Origin of the sequence: Mesorhizobium hawassense, from assembly GCF_003289945.1 — a bacterium.
In the GTDB taxonomy this organism is placed as follows: domain Bacteria; phylum Pseudomonadota; class Alphaproteobacteria; order Rhizobiales; family Rhizobiaceae; genus Mesorhizobium; species Mesorhizobium hawassense.
In genome coordinates, this window is record NZ_QMBP01000041.1 from 1 (window position 1) to 15588 (window position 15588).

Annotated in this window: 16 protein-coding genes and 4 pseudogenes; 7 read left to right on the plus strand and 13 right to left on the minus strand. The window is 58.4% G+C overall.

The window, feature by feature from the left end; all coding sequences use genetic code 11:
* From DPM33_RS35110 to DPM33_RS35120, 3 genes and pseudogenes are all read left to right on the plus strand, one after another.
* On the plus strand, positions 1 to 286 hold a 286-nt coding region (locus tag DPM33_RS35110; RefSeq protein ID WP_208648490.1), incomplete at its 5' end, for a hypothetical protein.
* 416 nt (positions 287 to 702) lie between these two features.
* Complete coding sequence (locus DPM33_RS37865; RefSeq protein WP_112102134.1) at positions 703 to 879, plus strand: hypothetical protein; 177 nt, start codon at positions 703 to 705, stop codon at positions 877 to 879.
* 46 nt (positions 880 to 925) lie between these two features.
* Positions 926 to 1568: pseudogene (locus DPM33_RS35120) on the plus strand (IS6 family transposase); the annotation flags it as partial.
* A gap of 121 nt (positions 1569 to 1689) precedes the next feature.
* On the opposite strand, the gene DPM33_RS35125 reads toward DPM33_RS35120, so the two are convergent.
* From DPM33_RS35125 to DPM33_RS35190, 13 genes are all read right to left on the minus strand, one after another.
* On the minus strand, positions 1690 to 2544 hold the full coding sequence (locus tag DPM33_RS35125; protein WP_245442676.1) for a type III secretion protein: 855 nt from the start codon (positions 2542 to 2544) through the stop codon (positions 1690 to 1692).
* 520 nt (positions 2545 to 3064) lie between these two features.
* On the minus strand, positions 3065 to 3325 hold the full coding sequence (locus DPM33_RS35130) for an IS66 family insertion sequence element accessory protein TnpB (protein ID WP_146770385.1): 261 nt from the start codon (positions 3323 to 3325) through the stop codon (positions 3065 to 3067).
* A 313-nt stretch (positions 3326 to 3638) separates the two neighbouring features.
* Positions 3639 to 4679 carry a P-type DNA transfer ATPase VirB11 gene (gene virB11, locus DPM33_RS35140; RefSeq protein ID WP_112102140.1) on the minus strand — a complete coding sequence of 347 codons (1041 nt, stop codon included), beginning with the start codon at positions 4677 to 4679 and terminating at the stop codon, positions 3639 to 3641.
* 38 nt (positions 4680 to 4717) lie between these two features.
* Entirely contained in the window at positions 4718 to 5857 is a 1140-nt protein-coding gene (virB10, locus tag DPM33_RS35145) for a type IV secretion system protein VirB10 (RefSeq protein WP_112102142.1), read from the minus strand.
* Positions 5854 to 6729, minus strand: coding sequence for a P-type conjugative transfer protein VirB9 (virB9, locus tag DPM33_RS35150; RefSeq protein WP_112102144.1), 876 nt, complete (start codon positions 6727 to 6729; stop codon positions 5854 to 5856). The genes virB10 and virB9 overlap by 4 nt, the downstream gene beginning before the upstream one ends.
* Positions 6726 to 7439 carry a type IV secretion system protein VirB8 gene (locus DPM33_RS35155; RefSeq protein ID WP_112102146.1) on the minus strand — a complete coding sequence of 238 codons (714 nt, stop codon included), beginning with the start codon at positions 7437 to 7439 and terminating at the stop codon, positions 6726 to 6728. Before DPM33_RS35155 ends, virB9 begins: the two co-directional genes overlap by 4 nt.
* Positions 7436 to 7594 carry a type IV secretion system lipoprotein VirB7 gene (locus DPM33_RS35160; RefSeq protein ID WP_112102148.1) on the minus strand — a complete coding sequence of 53 codons (159 nt, stop codon included), beginning with the start codon at positions 7592 to 7594 and terminating at the stop codon, positions 7436 to 7438. The genes DPM33_RS35155 and DPM33_RS35160 overlap by 4 nt, the downstream gene beginning before the upstream one ends.
* Positions 7595 to 7626: 32 nt before the next feature.
* The gene (locus DPM33_RS35165) at positions 7627 to 8511 is read right to left on the minus strand and encodes a type IV secretion system protein (RefSeq protein ID WP_112102150.1); all 885 of its coding nucleotides are present in this window, start codon (positions 8509 to 8511) and stop codon (positions 7627 to 7629) included.
* Between the two features lie 55 nt (positions 8512 to 8566).
* Positions 8567 to 9250 carry a TrbJ/VirB5 family protein gene (locus DPM33_RS35170; protein ID WP_112102152.1) on the minus strand — a complete coding sequence of 228 codons (684 nt, stop codon included), beginning with the start codon at positions 9248 to 9250 and terminating at the stop codon, positions 8567 to 8569.
* A 13-nt stretch (positions 9251 to 9263) separates the two neighbouring features.
* Positions 9264 to 11639 (minus strand): VirB4 family type IV secretion/conjugal transfer ATPase, encoded by a 2376-nt coding sequence (locus DPM33_RS35175; RefSeq protein WP_112102164.1) that lies wholly within the window; start codon positions 11637 to 11639, stop codon positions 9264 to 9266.
* Positions 11639 to 11965, minus strand: coding sequence for a type IV secretion system protein VirB3 (locus tag DPM33_RS35180; RefSeq protein ID WP_112102154.1), 327 nt, complete (start codon positions 11963 to 11965; stop codon positions 11639 to 11641). Before DPM33_RS35180 ends, DPM33_RS35175 begins: the two co-directional genes overlap by 1 nt.
* A complete protein-coding gene (gene virB2 / locus DPM33_RS35185; protein ID WP_112102156.1) occupies positions 11965 to 12330 on the minus strand; it encodes a pilin major subunit VirB2 in 366 nt (121 codons plus the stop codon). The genes DPM33_RS35180 and virB2 overlap by 1 nt, the downstream gene beginning before the upstream one ends.
* A gap of 19 nt (positions 12331 to 12349) precedes the next feature.
* Positions 12350 to 13129 (minus strand): type IV secretion system lytic transglycosylase VirB1, encoded by a 780-nt coding sequence (locus DPM33_RS35190; protein ID WP_112102158.1) that lies wholly within the window; start codon positions 13127 to 13129, stop codon positions 12350 to 12352.
* Between the two features lie 176 nt (positions 13130 to 13305).
* On the opposite strand from DPM33_RS35190, the pseudogene DPM33_RS37295 reads away from it, so the two are divergent.
* The 4 genes and pseudogenes from DPM33_RS37295 to tnpC form a co-directional block, all read left to right on the plus strand.
* A pseudogene (locus DPM33_RS37295) lies at positions 13306 to 13514 on the plus strand (ISNCY family transposase); the annotation flags it as partial.
* A gap of 185 nt (positions 13515 to 13699) precedes the next feature.
* Positions 13700 to 13993: pseudogene (locus DPM33_RS35200) on the plus strand (transposase); the annotation flags it as partial.
* Positions 13994 to 14177: 184 nt separating this feature from the next.
* Positions 14178 to 14336, plus strand: a complete 159-nt coding sequence (tnpB, locus tag DPM33_RS37580; protein ID WP_281004856.1) for an IS66 family insertion sequence element accessory protein TnpB — start codon at positions 14178 to 14180, stop codon at positions 14334 to 14336.
* Positions 14337 to 14439: 103 nt separating this feature from the next.
* A pseudogene (gene tnpC, locus DPM33_RS35210) lies at positions 14440 to 15588 on the plus strand (IS66 family transposase); the annotation flags it as partial.

Consider the following 15588-nt stretch of genomic DNA (forward strand, 5'->3'; position numbering starts at 1 on the left):
GCCCCCGATCCGACACCAGACTGGCGGCCTGACCGTGGCCGCGATCACCCGGGTCTACACCCTCCCGCTTGCCGCCGAAATGCTCGGCGAGGACGCCGAACTGCTGTGGGAGGTATATGTCGACATGGAACCGGAGGACGGTTGCCTCTGGGTCTGCGGGCCCGACGATCAACAGATCCCCGCCTTCACAGACTTCGGCCTCGAATGCCTGACAGACTTCATCCGCGAACACAAAGCCAATCGCGGCAGAGTCAAAATGATGGCCGGTAAGAGCCCCGGGTCATGACCGGGCGCTTACCTTTGAAGTCCAGGACGGCAAAAGAGGTGCAGTCCGCCTGTAAGGATGAAGATGATACGATGGCCGCGCGGCGCGTCGCGGGTGGGCACTTTTGTTGAGACCGGTTACAATACGCAGGGCCTGCATTCCGCGCTCCATTATCTGATGGCGGAGGCATACGAACAGAAGCATTCAGGTCGACGACAGGTGGAAAGGCGGCAAAGCTCAAGGTGTGACGATGGCCGCGATTCTCCCTGTCTCAGTTGGGGTGCACGGTAACCGGTGTTCTGCTCCCACGTTACCCACCGTGATCTGCGATCGCCTGTCCATGGACGAGCAACGGGAGTTTCTCCATGGAGAGTACGCTGGAGGTTCTCACAACCAGGAAGTCTGGGCGTGAGGTTCACCGGCATTAGCCGGATGAGGTGAAGGCGCAGATCGTTTCGGACAGCCTTCGGCCCGGCGCGATGGTAAGTGAGGTCGCGGAGCGGCATGGGTTAAAAGCCGAACCACCTCTCCACTTGGAGAACGATGGCGCGGCAGGGCCAGTTGCTTCTGCCCGCACCCGAAGACCCGATGGACTTTGCAGCGGTAATCGTTGATCCACCCGTTTCGGAGCCGCCGATCAAGAAAGCCAATCGCCCCGATTATCGGTATCCGCAGAGCCTTCGCGATGTCGAAGACCTGCTTGCCGAACGCAGGATTGAAGATTGAAGTGTCGTTTCAGACAGTGCCGGAATGGGTGGCGAAACTTGGTCTCAAGTTCGCTTATCAACTCCGGCGGCGATCACGCGGCAACTTCGCCGACAAATGGCACCTTGATGAACTTGTCGCATCGATCAAGGGCAGGAAATACTGGCTGTGGCGTGCGGTCGATGCAGAAGGCTACGTTCTCGAAACCCTGTTACAAAGCCGAAGGAACAAGAAGGCAGCGCCGTGGCTCGTGCGCAAGCTGCTCAAAAGTCAGGGCATCACGCCGAGGGTGATGGTGACCGACAAGCTGCGTCCTATGCTGCCGCTCAAGCTGAGTTGATGCCCGCCGTTGAGCATCGATCGCACGGGGGTTGAACAACCGCGCCGAAATTCGCATCTGACGCTGCGGCGGCGAGAGAGGCGGATGATGCGCTTCAAATCGACGCGCCAATGTCACGGTTTCGTCTTGGTTCACGGCCAGGTCGCCAACCTCTTTCATCTCCATCGGAAACATCTCACCGCCACCGATCATCGCCAACTCCGCACCCAAGCTGTCGTGAAATCGCATTGTCGATTGACGCTGAAAGGCCGACAGTAGCACCCTTGAGATCCTGGCTTCCATTAAGTCGACACCACCGCCGTGAGTGCACGGCCTGCCTGGAAAGCACACGCTCGGCCTCACGTGGCAATGTTCAAAGAACGTGACAACGCTGTTAAGCTTATCGACCTTGACTTGAGCGTTCTCTGCTTCTCGAGGAGGACGCTAAATCCGTTCGTGCGTTACCGGCGCCCTGCTGTTCAGCACCTGGACGATTAGATCCTATTGCCGTTATGTATTCCGACGGCACGACGGGAGGCCGGGGCAGCGAGTCCAGTCGGCCGACTGCCTCCAGAACGGATATCACTGCGGATTGGTGATTGGGCGAATGAGGTTCCATTCCGTATGTATCGCGAATCATCCGTGATGCAATATCCTTTTTTTTGTCTTCAGGACAAAGCTTCAATGCGTTGCGTACACTTTTGGCGAACTCGGGCGAGATCACTTGTGGCTCTGCGTATTTGCCAAACGATGTGGGTGCGCGTAGCTTAGTCCGCACCTCCGTGTGAATGCCGTTATCCGAACGCAGTATCGGAACCAACCCCTCAACACGGTTTTTCAGGAATCCGGCATGGCTTTTGTCCATTGACAAAGTAACTTCCCTGGCAGGCGCAGGGCCCCACGCGCTATCTTTCAACCGAACAGCGGGACCGTTGGCCCAGGCATCCATGACCACGGTCGACGTCTGGTCGCGGTCTCCGCGCCGCAGTTCGTTCCAGGTGTGCCCCGCACGGACTTCGTTTGCAGCACCTTCGTCGGTTATCTCTCTCAGTGGAACTGTATAAGAAGAAGTGATGCTACTAATCTCGCCCTCCGCCATGTGTGGGGCGTGGACAATGGCGGAAAGGAGAGCAGTCTGATCGCAGACCGCTGCTCCCATGACTACGGCCCGTGCAGCCTTTGCGTCGTAGTCCCAACCCTTCATTGTAACCGACGATCCGATGCCGTTGTGGCCGTGCGAGGGATCGTCGTCCACCTTAACGTTTCCCCGGCCATGCTTGAGCAGTAGGCGGACATCGTGAACCGTTTGCCCGGCTGTCGCAAGTCTTCTCGGGCTCGCGACTTCGTCACCGAGGACACTCGTTCCCATATGGTAGGCGGCCTGCTGGATCTGATATTGCTCCAGAGCCTCATTTTGGGGCCATCGCAACCTTCCGGGAGGCGTACCCAGGGAGACCGTCTGCGCTACATGTGGAGGCGATCCGGAGGATCTGGAGAAGCAAATTCCCATATCTTTTCACCTTTTGATCACCAATTGTGAGGTGCGAGAGAAGCCGCCTAACCGTCACGGCAAAATATTTAAAGTGGTTAACTAAAGCGTAGCAGTCGCCAGCTTGGCGGCTGCGTTGTAGCGTTGTTGGCCATCATATCTCACGTTTAGTTTACATATCTCACGTTGAGTTTACAGCTACAGGTAAGCATCGAACAGTGGCTCTGCTAAACCGATATTGGGTTACGTTTGTAATAGTAATTCCCACGCGGGCGGCGTTTATCCTTCAACCGTTAATCTGCAGACAACGTGACATCGCCGACGCACCTTCCTCGAGACGGATCGTGACCGGACCCGCCACGATCTCCGCGCGGGAGACTGATTTGGTAGGTGACCGCCCCGGCGCGTCAATCGGCGCGGGCGGCTCGACAATCATGGCCGTGAATTCGACCACGTCTTCCGGCTGCGGCAAAAGCAGCTTGCCTTGCCGCGCCAGCGTGCGCGAACTCGACAGGTGGTTAGCCTTCATCCCGTAGCGGTCTGCCACTTCCCCGTCACGCCCGGACACAACCTCTCCGAAACGATCCGCGCCTTCACCTCATCAGGCCAGGGGCGACGGGTCTCACGTCGACCTCGCCGCGTCGTGAGGACCTCCAATGTAGACTCCCTGGAGAAACTCCTTATCGCTTGTCCATGGAACGTCGATCACAGATCAGGCGATAGCTGTGGGGACTGAACACCGGTTACGGTGCACTGTAGGCTTCGGCGACTTACCAAAACCGATGCACGACTTTTTGCTGAACCTGCAACATCTGCGTTGGGCTGTTCATATTATGCCTGACTATAAGGCGCGGAGCCGATCAATGCTGCTTGAGAAGATCGGCCACAGTCTCTCCGCGCCTGCGCGCATCGGCCGCAAGCCATATCTCGCCCACCTCGTATACCTCTCCGTGAGAACGGAAAGGCACGATCACGTCGACCGCGGCCGAAAGCATGTCGAGAAGCGTCCGATCTTCCACTGCCGCTCCTTGGCGGCTGCTCTTGACCAGCGAAAAGAGCTTTTTGAAGCCCTGGACGGGATCGGCTCCGTGAATGGTCGATATCGATCCGGCATGCCCCGATACGACTTCGCTGAGATATGCCCAAGCGGCATCATCGCGCATCTCGCCAAGCAGTATTCGATCGGGCCGCATGCGCAAGCTGGCCTGCAACAGTTGCTCTGCTGTCACCGCACCCAAGCCCGCTCGATCTTTTGGATAAAGTAGCCGCACATGATTCTCATGCGGAATTACAAGCTCAAGAGTGTCCTCGATTGTGATCAGCCTCTCCTGCGGGGGTATCGCGCTGATCAACGTCTTGCTCATGGTTGTTTTTCCGCTGCCTGTGGGCCCACAAAGCAACATTGTCAGCCGACCCGTGACGCAGGCGCGCAAAAACTGCTCCAAGTCACCGAGATCGTAGTACCGAAGAACCTCGTCGTCCTGCTGGGTTTGGCGCTCTTTTCGAGACCCCCATCGATTCCATCGCGCGGACTCATAACGCGCCGACACTTCCTTCAGTTGGGTAACACGAGAAGATGGTCGCCGTATAGTAAGGCTGACCGTTCCTGATGGAACTGCAGGCGGCAAACAGATCTGCAGCCGCTCTCCATTCGGCAACTCGGTAGAGCAGAGAGGATTTCGAGGTCCAACATCTTGCTTGCGCAGCGCGCCCGCCAAAATCGCAACGTCCTCCAGATCGTCATAACTGAGTGGCAGAGGATGCTTCGTGAAGAGGCCGGCCTGCCGCACAAAGGCTTCGCCGGGGCGATTAATAGCGACCTCTTCGGTACCCGGCTCCTCAAGCCATTTCAAAACAGGTTGCAGAAGCAACCGCAATTGCGGGTCAGCGTCCGATCGCATGTGTGTTTCCAATCTTCGTCGTCAGTGCCGTGTCGGCGCTACGGTTGCCCGTTCCGTTTTCTGCTTACGGCAGTAGTCGCGCGAAGCTCATACACATCCGAAAAATCCAGATCCTTGGCCACAAAGATGGATGCCGTATCCCCCTGGTTTTTCCTTAGGGTTGGCGGGATATCCACCGTTGCTCTCAGTGCCGTATCGATGGTTTGTCCGCCATTGCTCTGGAAGTTGTTGATACTGCCTCCCCCGCCCGAGTTGGTGGCGTATTGGCCGGCTGCCTGGAGACCGCCTTGAACGACACTTAAGAGCACAGCGCCCCCAAAGCGCTGCCAAAAGTGGTTATCCACCAAACCGGGCATTCCCGAGCGGCCGAGCTCGTCGGCGCCTGGCGATGCTAGCGAAACGACGGCATGATCAGGCGTCTCGATACGGCTCCAAATTACAAAGACGCGCCCATCGCCCTGCCGGAGGCCGCGCTGGATCTCACCAACGACGGTCGTCCCGCGGTCCAACAGCACCACGTTGTTAGTTGCCCCGCGAATGTCTTGAGGCAACACGCACTTCACATAGCCAGGCAAATTTGTATCGACCGCCGTCTGCAAGATGCATGGAATGATCGTCCCTTGCGTGATTACAAAATCAGGATGAGGCAGGAGCGTGGCCCGGCTTGGCTCCGGCATGTCCGATTTCAATCGGCTAGAGAGATCGTTGACACTTGGAACCTCAGCGACAATCCCCGGTTGCTTGTTCTCGCGCGGTTCGGAATTGTCGGGCGGTTGATCGTTGCCGGTGTAGGCAAAGATCGGCGTTTGAGCCGACGAATCAACTGCCGGCTCCGGGGGCTTATCAACTGCCGTGGCCGGCATCGGCGCTGATGCAGGATCTGATTCCTGCGGCGTTGGCGTTGCTGCGAGATCGAGGGGCTGCGCTGTTTGCTTGGGCGGCCAAGATGGGGCGGGACGGAATGGTTCGGTGTTGGACAGAACCGGGCTGGAAACTCGCGGTGTGTCGTCTTGTGTGTTGGAACGTGCCCCGAGCCAGATGAGTGAAAGCGAAAGCGTTAGAACAAGACCAGCGACCGCCAGTTTCTGGGGTCCCGAAAGACGCCGGCGGCCCGGTTCTGCGACGAGCGATCCGGACGCATCAACATCATGCAGCGATTGTGACCCCGCCACATTCATCGTTTCCATCCTTTCAAAACGCGCCACACGTCGGGCCGTATGGTGCCGGTGCCCGGAACTCGTCCCACGGGATCGAACGCCCTGTTGAAGATCGACAAAACCGTTTTGCCGTCCCTTAGGCGCCATTCCCGCGCCACTGCGGCGACTTCGACGTAGTCTCCCTTGACCGAGTAGTTGACGGCTGCTTCCTTGCCATCGGGATTGATGACGTACAGCGAGGGAATGCGCGAGTTACCTGGGAAGCGAAATGCGGTGGTATAGCCGTCGTCGAAAACTTCGAGCGGCGCGAGAGAGCTATCACCCTTTGCGACGTAGCGGAAATTCTTTTCGTAGGGCGTCGCAGAGGGCCGATTCAACAAGTCCTGCACGCGCTGGTCGTGCAGAGCTTTCGCTCTGGTCTCGTCAACGGCCGAGCGCCTTTGTGCTTCCCTTCGCCGAGCAGCCGCCTCGTCGCCTGGGTACGTGAACTGCACACTGTAATACAGGTCAGCCTGCTGCTGATCCAGTTTTGACATTGCTCTGGTGGAAAGACTGAAGACGTATCTTCGCGTACCGGCATCGCTCGTTGTCAGAACGATGACCGGCTGGGGCGGCAGCACCTGGCTCGCCTTGAAGAAGAGATAATTGGCACGCGGGAGCGCTGCCAACTCTTTACTATTGGAAACTGCTACCGCAGACACCACCTCGCCAGCACCGAAGGCGACGACCAGAGTCGCCCCCACCGCGGTCGACAGACGCACGACCTGGTCGGGTTGGTAGGCCAGGTAGCGCATGCGCCGATCAAGCTTACCTGCGATGGGCGTGTCTTCCGCGTGTGCCCCCGGCATAGCAGAAAGCAAGCAGGCTAGGGTGAGAAGCGTTGCTCTTGTCATGGCTGTCTGCTGCCCACGCTCGACACAGTGTCTTCCGAGGCCTGGTAGGAGCTAACAACAAGTCCTCCAGGATTGGTTAGCCTCGAGCGGCTAGGCAGATCGGCCACCCGCTCGTAGCGCAGGGTTGCTGTCCACGTACTCTCGACTGGGCTCTGCCCATCCAAAATAAGGGTCCGTTTGTAGCGGATCTGCTGAACGTTTGGAGCGATATCATTCGAGGAGATGTGCTCGACGTCGAGCTTGCCGTGCCCGCCAACAGTGACCTGCGGCGAGGCGGGATTCGGATAATTGAAGAAGCTTTGATATTCTTGTCGCACGTTAGGCGCGCTGAAACTGGATATGAGGTCATAAGCATACTGAGCTGTGTCTGCTGTGTAGCTCTCGCGTAGGCGCACGTATTCCCATAGCGAAGCGTCTACGACAGCCTTTTCCTGGGTTGGGGGCAATCGAGAGACTGACACTTCGCTATCCATAGTCCCATCCGGCCTCACCCAAAGAAATACCGGCACGAGCTTGGTCAGCGGCACCATGGTGGCGATGGTGACCGCTTGTGCAAGGTTGCCAAGCAGCGCCGCCACCGCAATCGCCATAAGGCCTTTTGACAGACGCCGGGCAGACTTGGCTCTTGAAGTCTGAAACGCTTCTACTTGCTTGTAGTGCGCAGCCAGCGTTTCTCTCTCCACCAGCAGGCTATGTTCAGAAACGTTCACTTAGGCTCTTCCGCACATTCAACCTGAAGGTCCTCAGGGGCGGCTTCCCATTGTGCTGGATTGAGTTGGAAGGGTTTCCCATTGCATGTCGCAAGCTGCTCGCTTGTCTTGCAGGCGGCCAGAACTGCTATTGAGATCAACACAACATATTTCATGTTTCCGTACCCTGGTTTGTCTAATTGGCTTTTCAGAGCCCCGTCTTGGCGAAGTGGCGATTGAAGCCGCCAAGCGGCCGGTTCGAAGCCGCCCAACAGCTTCCGGCGATGCTGGTGGCGATCGTTGGCAGAGCAACGATCAGTGCATCGCCAGCCAGGAAAAACATATCAAGTTCGTAAAGACCGATGATCTTGGCTGCCGTCGTGCCCGACACTTTGATCGCAGCAAGAATAAGTACCAACGAGACTTCTTCCGTCGCAATAACTATCGTCGCGACCACATTCAGGAGCAGAAGCAGCAACCCATACGAGAGCAGTTGGGCAATCCATTTTGACGCCATGTCGCGAGTGTGGTCGAACAGGTAAGCCACGAGAACGAGGGGGCCTATGGCCAAAAGGACTTTTGTCAGAATGCCAACGGCATCATAGATCTCAAATGTCGTCCATAGCGCTCCGTAAAAAACCCACTGCGCACCCTCGAAAGCAATTATGTCCTGGCTATTCATCGGGCCGATTTCAGAAGCAATAGACTGGAAAAGGATCTGAGTAAGGCCAAACATCACGTCGAGCTTTTGGGGTATGTCGAAGAGCTGCAGGCCACTGCCGCTTATCTGACGAGCAAGCCTTGGAATTGTTTCCTCGAAGACTGACACAATGTAAGCATGGTAGTTCGCCTGTCCCAAGATCAGGGCGACCACAATCGACACCATGATGACGCGCGTGATGCCGCCACGCGCGTCGACATGGCCGCGCATGACCAGAATTCCCTGGACGATGATCCAGAGTGTGACGCACGCCACAAGAGGCGCACTGATCGCGTCCTGGACCCTGCCGAGCACGACCTGCAGCCCCGCCGAGAAGGCTTCCTCAAAGATCGTGTGTATGGCGGTAAACGGGGCGGGTATTCTAAAAGTCATTGCATTAGCCTGATTTGTCGCGGCTCATCGCAGCAGAGCTACTGCGCTAAGCCACCTATGGCAGGGGACCGAAAATGGCTGCGGTTTTCTGGCGTTCTTGTCGTTGCTTGGCGGCCTCTTCCACGTCGTGAAGGCCCGCCTGTGCAGTGGTCATGGTCAGCAGGCTCGTGGCCTGTATATTCTGGATTATCGCATCATGAATCTGCTTAAGAAGCAGGCCGTTGGTGACGGTCGCCTGCATGATGTTGCGCGTTCTGGAGAGTTGGTTAAGCGTGCTGGAGTTTTCTTTCAGGCGTCTGTCCATTTGTTCCAAGTTATCGGCTGCAATCCCTATGGCATTGGCAGCACCAGCGATCTGTTCCCGCAGCAGTGCCGCCTCCGCGTCGGAGCCAGTGACTGTGCGATCTTTGTCAAGGGCGACCGCTCGGGCAGTTCTTGAGCCCAGCGTTTCGCCGTCAAACATCTGTTTGCCTAATCCTCCAGCGGCGGGATAACGACTAGGTTGGTTAAGAGAGGTTAGCAGGCCAGTCACGGCAAATGTCGAGCTTAGCATTTGTAGCAACTCGATACTCTTTGCTACCGTCATTGCTGTATTAGTTACAGTTGCTGCCGAACTAAACGCAGTCAGCGTCGTTTGGGTTTCTGTTACGGGGTCGCTGACCATGAACTGTGCTCGCGCTGGTTGCTGCAGAGCCATCAACGCAGCCAGCGCCGGTGCTGTGATATGGGCAAATCTCATGACAATTTCTCCATCATTCTTGAATTTCATGGCTTCTGGCCATGAACTCGTCTAACCACTTCTCCGGAGCGTCACCGTACTCAGCGCGAAGCTGGTCGGCGAAGCGCACTGTGTTGGCGCGTCCAGATAGCACGGCGACATACTCGCGCATGTGCCCAAGATCGAACTCGCAGACAACGCTTCCACTCTCGCGCTTGAGCAAGAACTTCCGGCTTCCGACGGCCATCTCCTGACGGATCGCCTCGAATTCCTGTGCCGTGCACTTCAGGCCATCGACGTACGCAGATCGGTCCGCTGTGGGTGACGGGTAGAAGATCTTCGTCATACACTGAGCAACGAGGCTCGCTCCGAGCCGAGATTCTAGCACGTGCTCAGGCTGTTGAGTGGCGAGTATCAACATGCCGTTGTTCTTGCGCACGGTAAGCAAGAACTTGTCGATAACGGCCGAGAATTGCGGATTGAGAAGGTAGAAGCGAAATTCGTCGCAGCTCATGACAAAGCGACGGCCGTCCACAACAGCACCCACTCGATGCAAAAGATATGCGGCGGCTGGCGCACAGACCTCCTCATACTCCAGGAGCTGCGTCATGTCGAAGCCAGTAATGGAGGCATCCAAATTGACTTCGTCTGCCTCCCCGTCAAAGGCCCATCCAAGAGCGCTTCCTCTGCACCACCGCTCCAGTCTTGCTCCCGCGCCTTCGGATGGACTGTGCAGCAGAAATTCGCGTAGACCAGCCAGCGAGCGCATATCGGGCTCGAACGAGAGCTGCCGCACAATGGCGCGCTCCAACCGCCGGTTTTCCTCCGGTGAAATCGCGCCACGGCCGTCACTTTCGATCAGCGCCACCACCCACTCGCGCAGAAAGTCGCGCGAGGCGGAGCTGTTATCCAGCCCACGCAGGGGCGCCAGGCCGCTGGGTACGCCTCTTCGCAACGCCAGATATGTCCCTCCCGTGGCCCTTACCAGCAGCTCACCACCGCGGTCCTTATCGAAAAATACGATCGCCCCCGTCCGATCGATCATGCTTTGCCCAAGCATAGCCAGGAGAAAGGTCATCAGAGTGGTTTTGCCTTTTCCGACGGGCCCGAAAATTGCAGTCATACCGACGTCATTCTCATGAGGCACATAGTCAAAGGAGGTTCCACCGTTCGTGCGAAAGCGCGCAACCGCGTTACCCCAGTGGCCGGAGCTGGTGCCGCTTGGAAAATTTTCGAATGAGACGAGCCCGGCGAAATTACGAGAAGTGATCGCTCCGGGCCGCGTGCGCCACTTGGTGTTCCCCGGAAGTTGTGACCAGTAGGCTGCTTCCATGCCGATGCTTTCTTGCACAATCACGGCGCCAGCATCTGTCAGCCGTGCGCGCGCACTGGCCCCGCGATCTGCCAAGCCATTGAGCGTGTCGGCATAGACGCACAGGCTCAAATGATGCGAGCCCATGACGAATTCATTGCTAGCCAATGCATCCTCAGCCTCGGCAAGTTCTTTGATCTGGCTAAGGGCCTTGTCGCCAGCGCTCGTCATCTGGCTGGACTTGAGGCTCAGCTTGGCATGGGCCTGTGCGCGAGTGAGGAAGGAAAAGCTCTGAGTGAGTACGAGCGGGAAGTTGGTGGACAGTAGCGAATTTAGCATGCCTGGCCGCGTCGCTGCCGGATATTCACGGAATGAAAACAACGAGCCGACGTAGCTGTCTCCAGGGGCGCGAATCTCCAATGCTCGTTTCCCACATATCACCCGGTCAGTGTAGATCGAGGCGCCGAGGGAGCCGCTGACCATGGGAACCGGCAGGAAACGGCAAGTCAATATAAGCCGCAGCGCTTCCCCAATTTCGGAGAAGAGCACGCCGGCCTGTTCGCGAACGCCGAGCCGGCGCAGACCGTAACCGCCGAGTGCGCTAGAAATGATGTGCCAAAGGTCTTCCAGCACGCGCATCTGGCTGGTCAAATCGTTGTGGTTCCTCCTCGCGTTGGATCTGGCGAAAACCCGAGAGCTGATTTTGCCAACGGGGGCGCGAGGCAACACGATAACGGTCAGGAAGTGCTCGTTGCGAAATAGTTTGCCATGCAGCACACGGCGGTCATACGCCTCGCTCAGACTCCTAGCGAATGCACTTTGAAACCGCCTTGTCGGAGGGATGGGCACGTCAGAGTGTCGCACGAGGTGCGCATATAGCGAGACGTTGTCATCAGCGATGTTGCGCAAAAGGTTATTGAAGGCACGGCAGCGTGCGTTGCGGATGTCGGTATCTTCGAGTTCAAACGGCAGGCCATTGACATGCGCCATGGCCATGACGGATCCGTCTTCCATCAGAACAACTTCGTCGCTGACGTGCCCGACATAGGGGAGATAGATCTCGCCAGACCTCTCGAAACTGCCGCCGCCGCCGAAAATCACAACATTCCTCTTCCGCGTTTGGGCACTCTGATCGGATTGGGGCTGACGCTCGCCCCTCCCCAAACCGCCCCATCGACACTTCTGCCTGCGGTCTGCAAATAAAGAAGCACGACGCTTGCGGCGTTATAATCGCGCTCAACAACAACCCGCGCTCCAAACCAAACCGGCACGAGCACGACTTCGTAAAGCGGGTTCTGAAGGAGGACGATGAGAAGTCCTGCCAACATCATAAGCAGTCCGGCCAGTGTTAGCGGCACACCTAAGAACAATGCGGGGCGTGTTGCCGCCACATAAAGTGTGCTCACCTCCAGCCGGACGCTCATTAGCCAGTTCCTATGAGCGCCTTACCCAGAAAGCTGGCCCCAAACATGATGACGATACCGCCGACCACACCGGCAACCAGACCGAGCGAAGCGCGGCCAAACATCCAAGATAGCCCAATGGCCACGATTCCGAGCACTGCAAGCGACTGCCCAAAAGGGCCAAGTATAAATGTGCAGATATTCTCAACCATTTTGGAAGGATCGGCCCCACCCGTCACCTGGGCCACGGCCGGCCCGCTGTACAAGGCGCTCCATGCTGCAGCTCCAGCAGCGACCCCCGGAACATATTCAGCGCGCGTACGCAGCATCGCAAAAAGCTCAGGAAGACGCCTTGCAAGGGCTCGAAATCTCTTGGGTAACTCCATCGTTGCATATCTCCTTGTGTCAATCGAATACGAGTTGGTTTGCGTTCGCGGGTTCCCGATCCTTTGAGGTCTGACTTGGTAGGGCAGATGACGCTGCCCGCGAACGATTTTGCCGATAGGAACCCCAAACGTCCCAGGCCTCTTCCGGGGGCGTCATTTCATCAGCCCGCAGGCTTGGTTCGAGCAGAGGCGGCAAATTCTTTCGGGCAGATGTCTCACGCTTTCGGATCTCCCGACTAGCGGCTTCAGGCTTCAGCCCAAGCAACCCCGGCACGACTTTGGCGGCGGCCTCGACCTTCCGCACATAGCCGTTGGCAAAGCCACGTTTGAAATTGCCGGTATTGTAGGCTGAGATCGCACGGCGAAGCGCCATTTGCTCCGCCGCAGCAGTAGCGCCTCCAACATATCGACTTTCTAGCAAGTGGGCGGCGGCCGAAAGGGACGTACACGGTTGAAATGCTGTTTCAGGTGTGAGTTTGAGCTTGGAGAAATTGTTGCTGTTAATTTGCATCAACCCGACGTCGACCGAGTGGTCCGCCTCGAGGCGCACTTTCAGATTTCGCGCCGCCTGCAAATGATCATCCCAGCGAAGCGTTTCATTCGTCGTGTTGTCATAGGCCACCAGCGGGTCAAAGCCACTTTCAACCTTTGCTATTGCGGCGAGCGTTGAGATAGCAACCCAAGGCGCGCATCCGCGAGACAGATGGTTGAATTCTCGTGGAGAAAGTGGTGCGGGTTCGCCCGGAACGGACGTGGACGCCAACAACACAAGAGCCAAAGGCCAAGCTGCAATAAACATTGCCTGTCACATATCCTCGTGAGCCAACGCGAGACTCGTCTCTGTCCCGCATGCGCTTATCGGCGAGGTGTGTTACTCGATAATTTTGAAATGCATTGTTTTCCGTTTCAAATGAAGCAATCGGCATTTTTTTTCAGCGTGAACAGATGCAGGCCACCTACCATTAGCTCGGAGGGGCGTCTGACCGCGTGTGCGGCAAGCAACTGAAGGCGTTGCTGCCCGTCCCTCTCGAGGCGACAGAACGGCATGGTCATTTTGAACTAGCGCCCGAAATCCGAGGCAAATTGCTGGCGATGAGCGCGGCCACGATCGACAGGACAACTCGGTCCGAGAAGGCTTGGGAGCTCTCCGACGACGGCCCGCGGCGCGTGCCCTGCAACGCAGCTTTGAGAACGTCGGCGGATTAGGACGATCCGTATGTCTCCGGCGAGGGCCGCCTTGCGCGAGCATGGCATGGTAGCGAGTCTGCGCTCTTAAGGTCGTGCTTACGACCGCAGTTAGCAGCACAGCATGAGCCATGTGACATTATTGACCGGGCCGGAGCGGCGTCGTCGTTGAAGTGAAGAGGATCAGTGCCGGATACTGGCCGCGGCGTTGGCGCCCGGTGCCACGGTGGCGGCGGTGGCGCGACAGTACGATGTCGCGACCAGCCTGATCTATAAGTGGCGGCGCACGGTGAGAGCCCGCGAGACCGGCTTTGCCGAAGTTGTCGTGGTTCGCGATGAGCCTGTCGCCGCTTCGGTGCCGGCGGCGCCACAAGCGGTGATCGAGCTGGAGATCGCCGGCAAGGTGCGGCTGCGGATTCCGCTGACCACGCCGCCGACACTGGCGGCGGCGATGGTGAAGGCGCTGGGCGCTTCATGATCCCGGTCCCGAGCCAGGTGCGGATCTGGTTGGCGGTCGGCCGGACTGATATGCGTCGCGGGATGCAAGGCCTCGCTCTGCAGGTTCAGGAGACGTTCGGCCGGGATCCGAATGCCGGCGATCTTTATGTCTTCCGCTGCCGCAGGGGCAATCTGATCAAGATTACTGGCATGATGGGCTGGGCATGTCGCTGTATGCAAAACGGCTCGAGAAGGGCCGGTTTCTATGGCCGTCGCCGGCGGACGGCACGGTTTCCATATCACCGGCGCAGCTCGCCTACATGCTCGACGGGATCGATTGGCGCAACCCGCGCCACACGTTCCGACCGCAGCGCGCGGGCTGAGTTTTTCTTTGAGTTTGCGCCATTTTTCCGCGAGTCAGCGGACGCGTTTTATGATTCACTCCAGGACATGGTTGCCACCGCCTAGGATGCTGTTCCGGACGATATCGGCGCGCTGAGGGCGGCGCTGGCGAGAGCCGAAGACGAGGCCGCGCGCGCTGCGCTGGTCGAGGTCGAACTGGCGGTCGCCAGGGCCAAGGCATCGGATGATGCGGCGCTGATCGCACATCAGGATCTGACGATCCGCAAGCTGCAGCGGGCGCTGCATGGTCAGAGTTCTGAACGTTCCGCCCGCCTGCACGACCAGATGGAGCTCACCTTCGAGGAACTCGAGAGCACGGCGGCGGAAGACGAGATCGCCGCCGAACAAGCCGCGGCCCGGACCACCGAGGTAGCACCTTATGTGCGCAAACGACCGGCGCGCCAGCCGTTTCCCGAGCACCTGCCGGGCGAACGCGTGGTCGAGCCGGCGCCGACCGCTTGCCACTGCTGCGGCGGTCATCGGCTGCGCAAGCTGGGTGAGGATATCACCGAGACGCTGGAGGTGGTGCCGCGGCAATGGAAGGTGATCCAGCACGTGCGGGAGAAGTTCACCTGCCGCGACTGCGAGGCGATCAGCCAAGGCTCCGGCGCCCTTCCACGCCACCCCGCGCGGCTGGGCCGGTCCCGGCCTGCTGGCGATGATCCTGTTCGAGAAGTTCGGCCAGCATCAGCCGCTCAACCGCCAGGCTGAACGCTATGCCCGCGAAGGCGTGCCACTCAGCCTGTCGACGCTCGCCGACCAGGTCGGCGCCGGCGCCGCGGCGCTGATGCCGCTGTTCAAGCGGCTCGAAGCCCATGTCTTGGCCGCTTCACGTCTGCATGGCGACGATACGACGGTGCCGGTCCTGGCCAAGGGCAAGACCGATATCGGCCGATTATGGACCTATGTGCGCGATGACCGACCGTTCGGCGGCGCCGATCCGCCGGCGGCAGTGTTCTACTATTCCCGCGATCGCCGAGGAGAACATCCCGCGGCGCATCTCGCCGGCTGGAGTGGCATTCTGCAGGCCGATGCCTTTGGCGGTCATGGCGATCTCTATGCGACGGATCGTCAGCCGGCGCCTGTTCTGGAAGCCAGCTGCTGGGCCCACAGCCGGCGCAAAGTGTTCGAGCTGGCCGATATCGAAGCGGCGGCGCGCAAGAAGGCGCGCGGCGAGAAGCCCAACCTGGTCTATCCGCTCGCGGTTGAAGCCGTGAAGCGCATCGATGCCCT

What these genes read in the sequence shown, in the direction of transcription:
- virB11 (WP_112102140.1), bottom strand. Translation starts at nt 4,679, where the DNA reads ATGCGATCGGACGCTGACCCGCAATTGCGGTTGCTTCTGCAACCTGTT.
- virB10 (WP_112102142.1), bottom strand. Translation starts at nt 5,857, where the DNA reads ATGAATGTGGCGGGGTCACAATCGCTGCATGATGTTGATGCGTCCGGA.
- virB9 (WP_112102144.1), bottom strand. Translation starts at nt 6,729, where the DNA reads ATGACAAGAGCAACGCTTCTCACCCTAGCCTGCTTGCTTTCTGCTATG.
- DPM33_RS35160 (WP_112102148.1), bottom strand. Translation starts at nt 7,594, where the DNA reads ATGAAATATGTTGTGTTGATCTCAATAGCAGTTCTGGCCGCCTGCAAG.
- DPM33_RS35165 (WP_112102150.1), bottom strand. Translation starts at nt 8,511, where the DNA reads ATGACTTTTAGAATACCCGCCCCGTTTACCGCCATACACACGATCTTT.
- DPM33_RS35170 (WP_112102152.1), bottom strand. Translation starts at nt 9,250, where the DNA reads ATGAGATTTGCCCATATCACAGCACCGGCGCTGGCTGCGTTGATGGCT.
- DPM33_RS35180 (WP_112102154.1), bottom strand. Translation starts at nt 11,965, where the DNA reads ATGAGCGTCCGGCTGGAGGTGAGCACACTTTATGTGGCGGCAACACGC.
- virB2 (WP_112102156.1), bottom strand. Translation starts at nt 12,330, where the DNA reads ATGGAGTTACCCAAGAGATTTCGAGCCCTTGCAAGGCGTCTTCCTGAG.
- DPM33_RS35190 (WP_112102158.1), bottom strand. Translation starts at nt 13,129, where the DNA reads ATGTTTATTGCAGCTTGGCCTTTGGCTCTTGTGTTGTTGGCGTCCACG.
- tnpB (WP_281004856.1), top strand. Translation starts at nt 14,178, where the DNA reads ATGTCGCTGTATGCAAAACGGCTCGAGAAGGGCCGGTTTCTATGGCCG.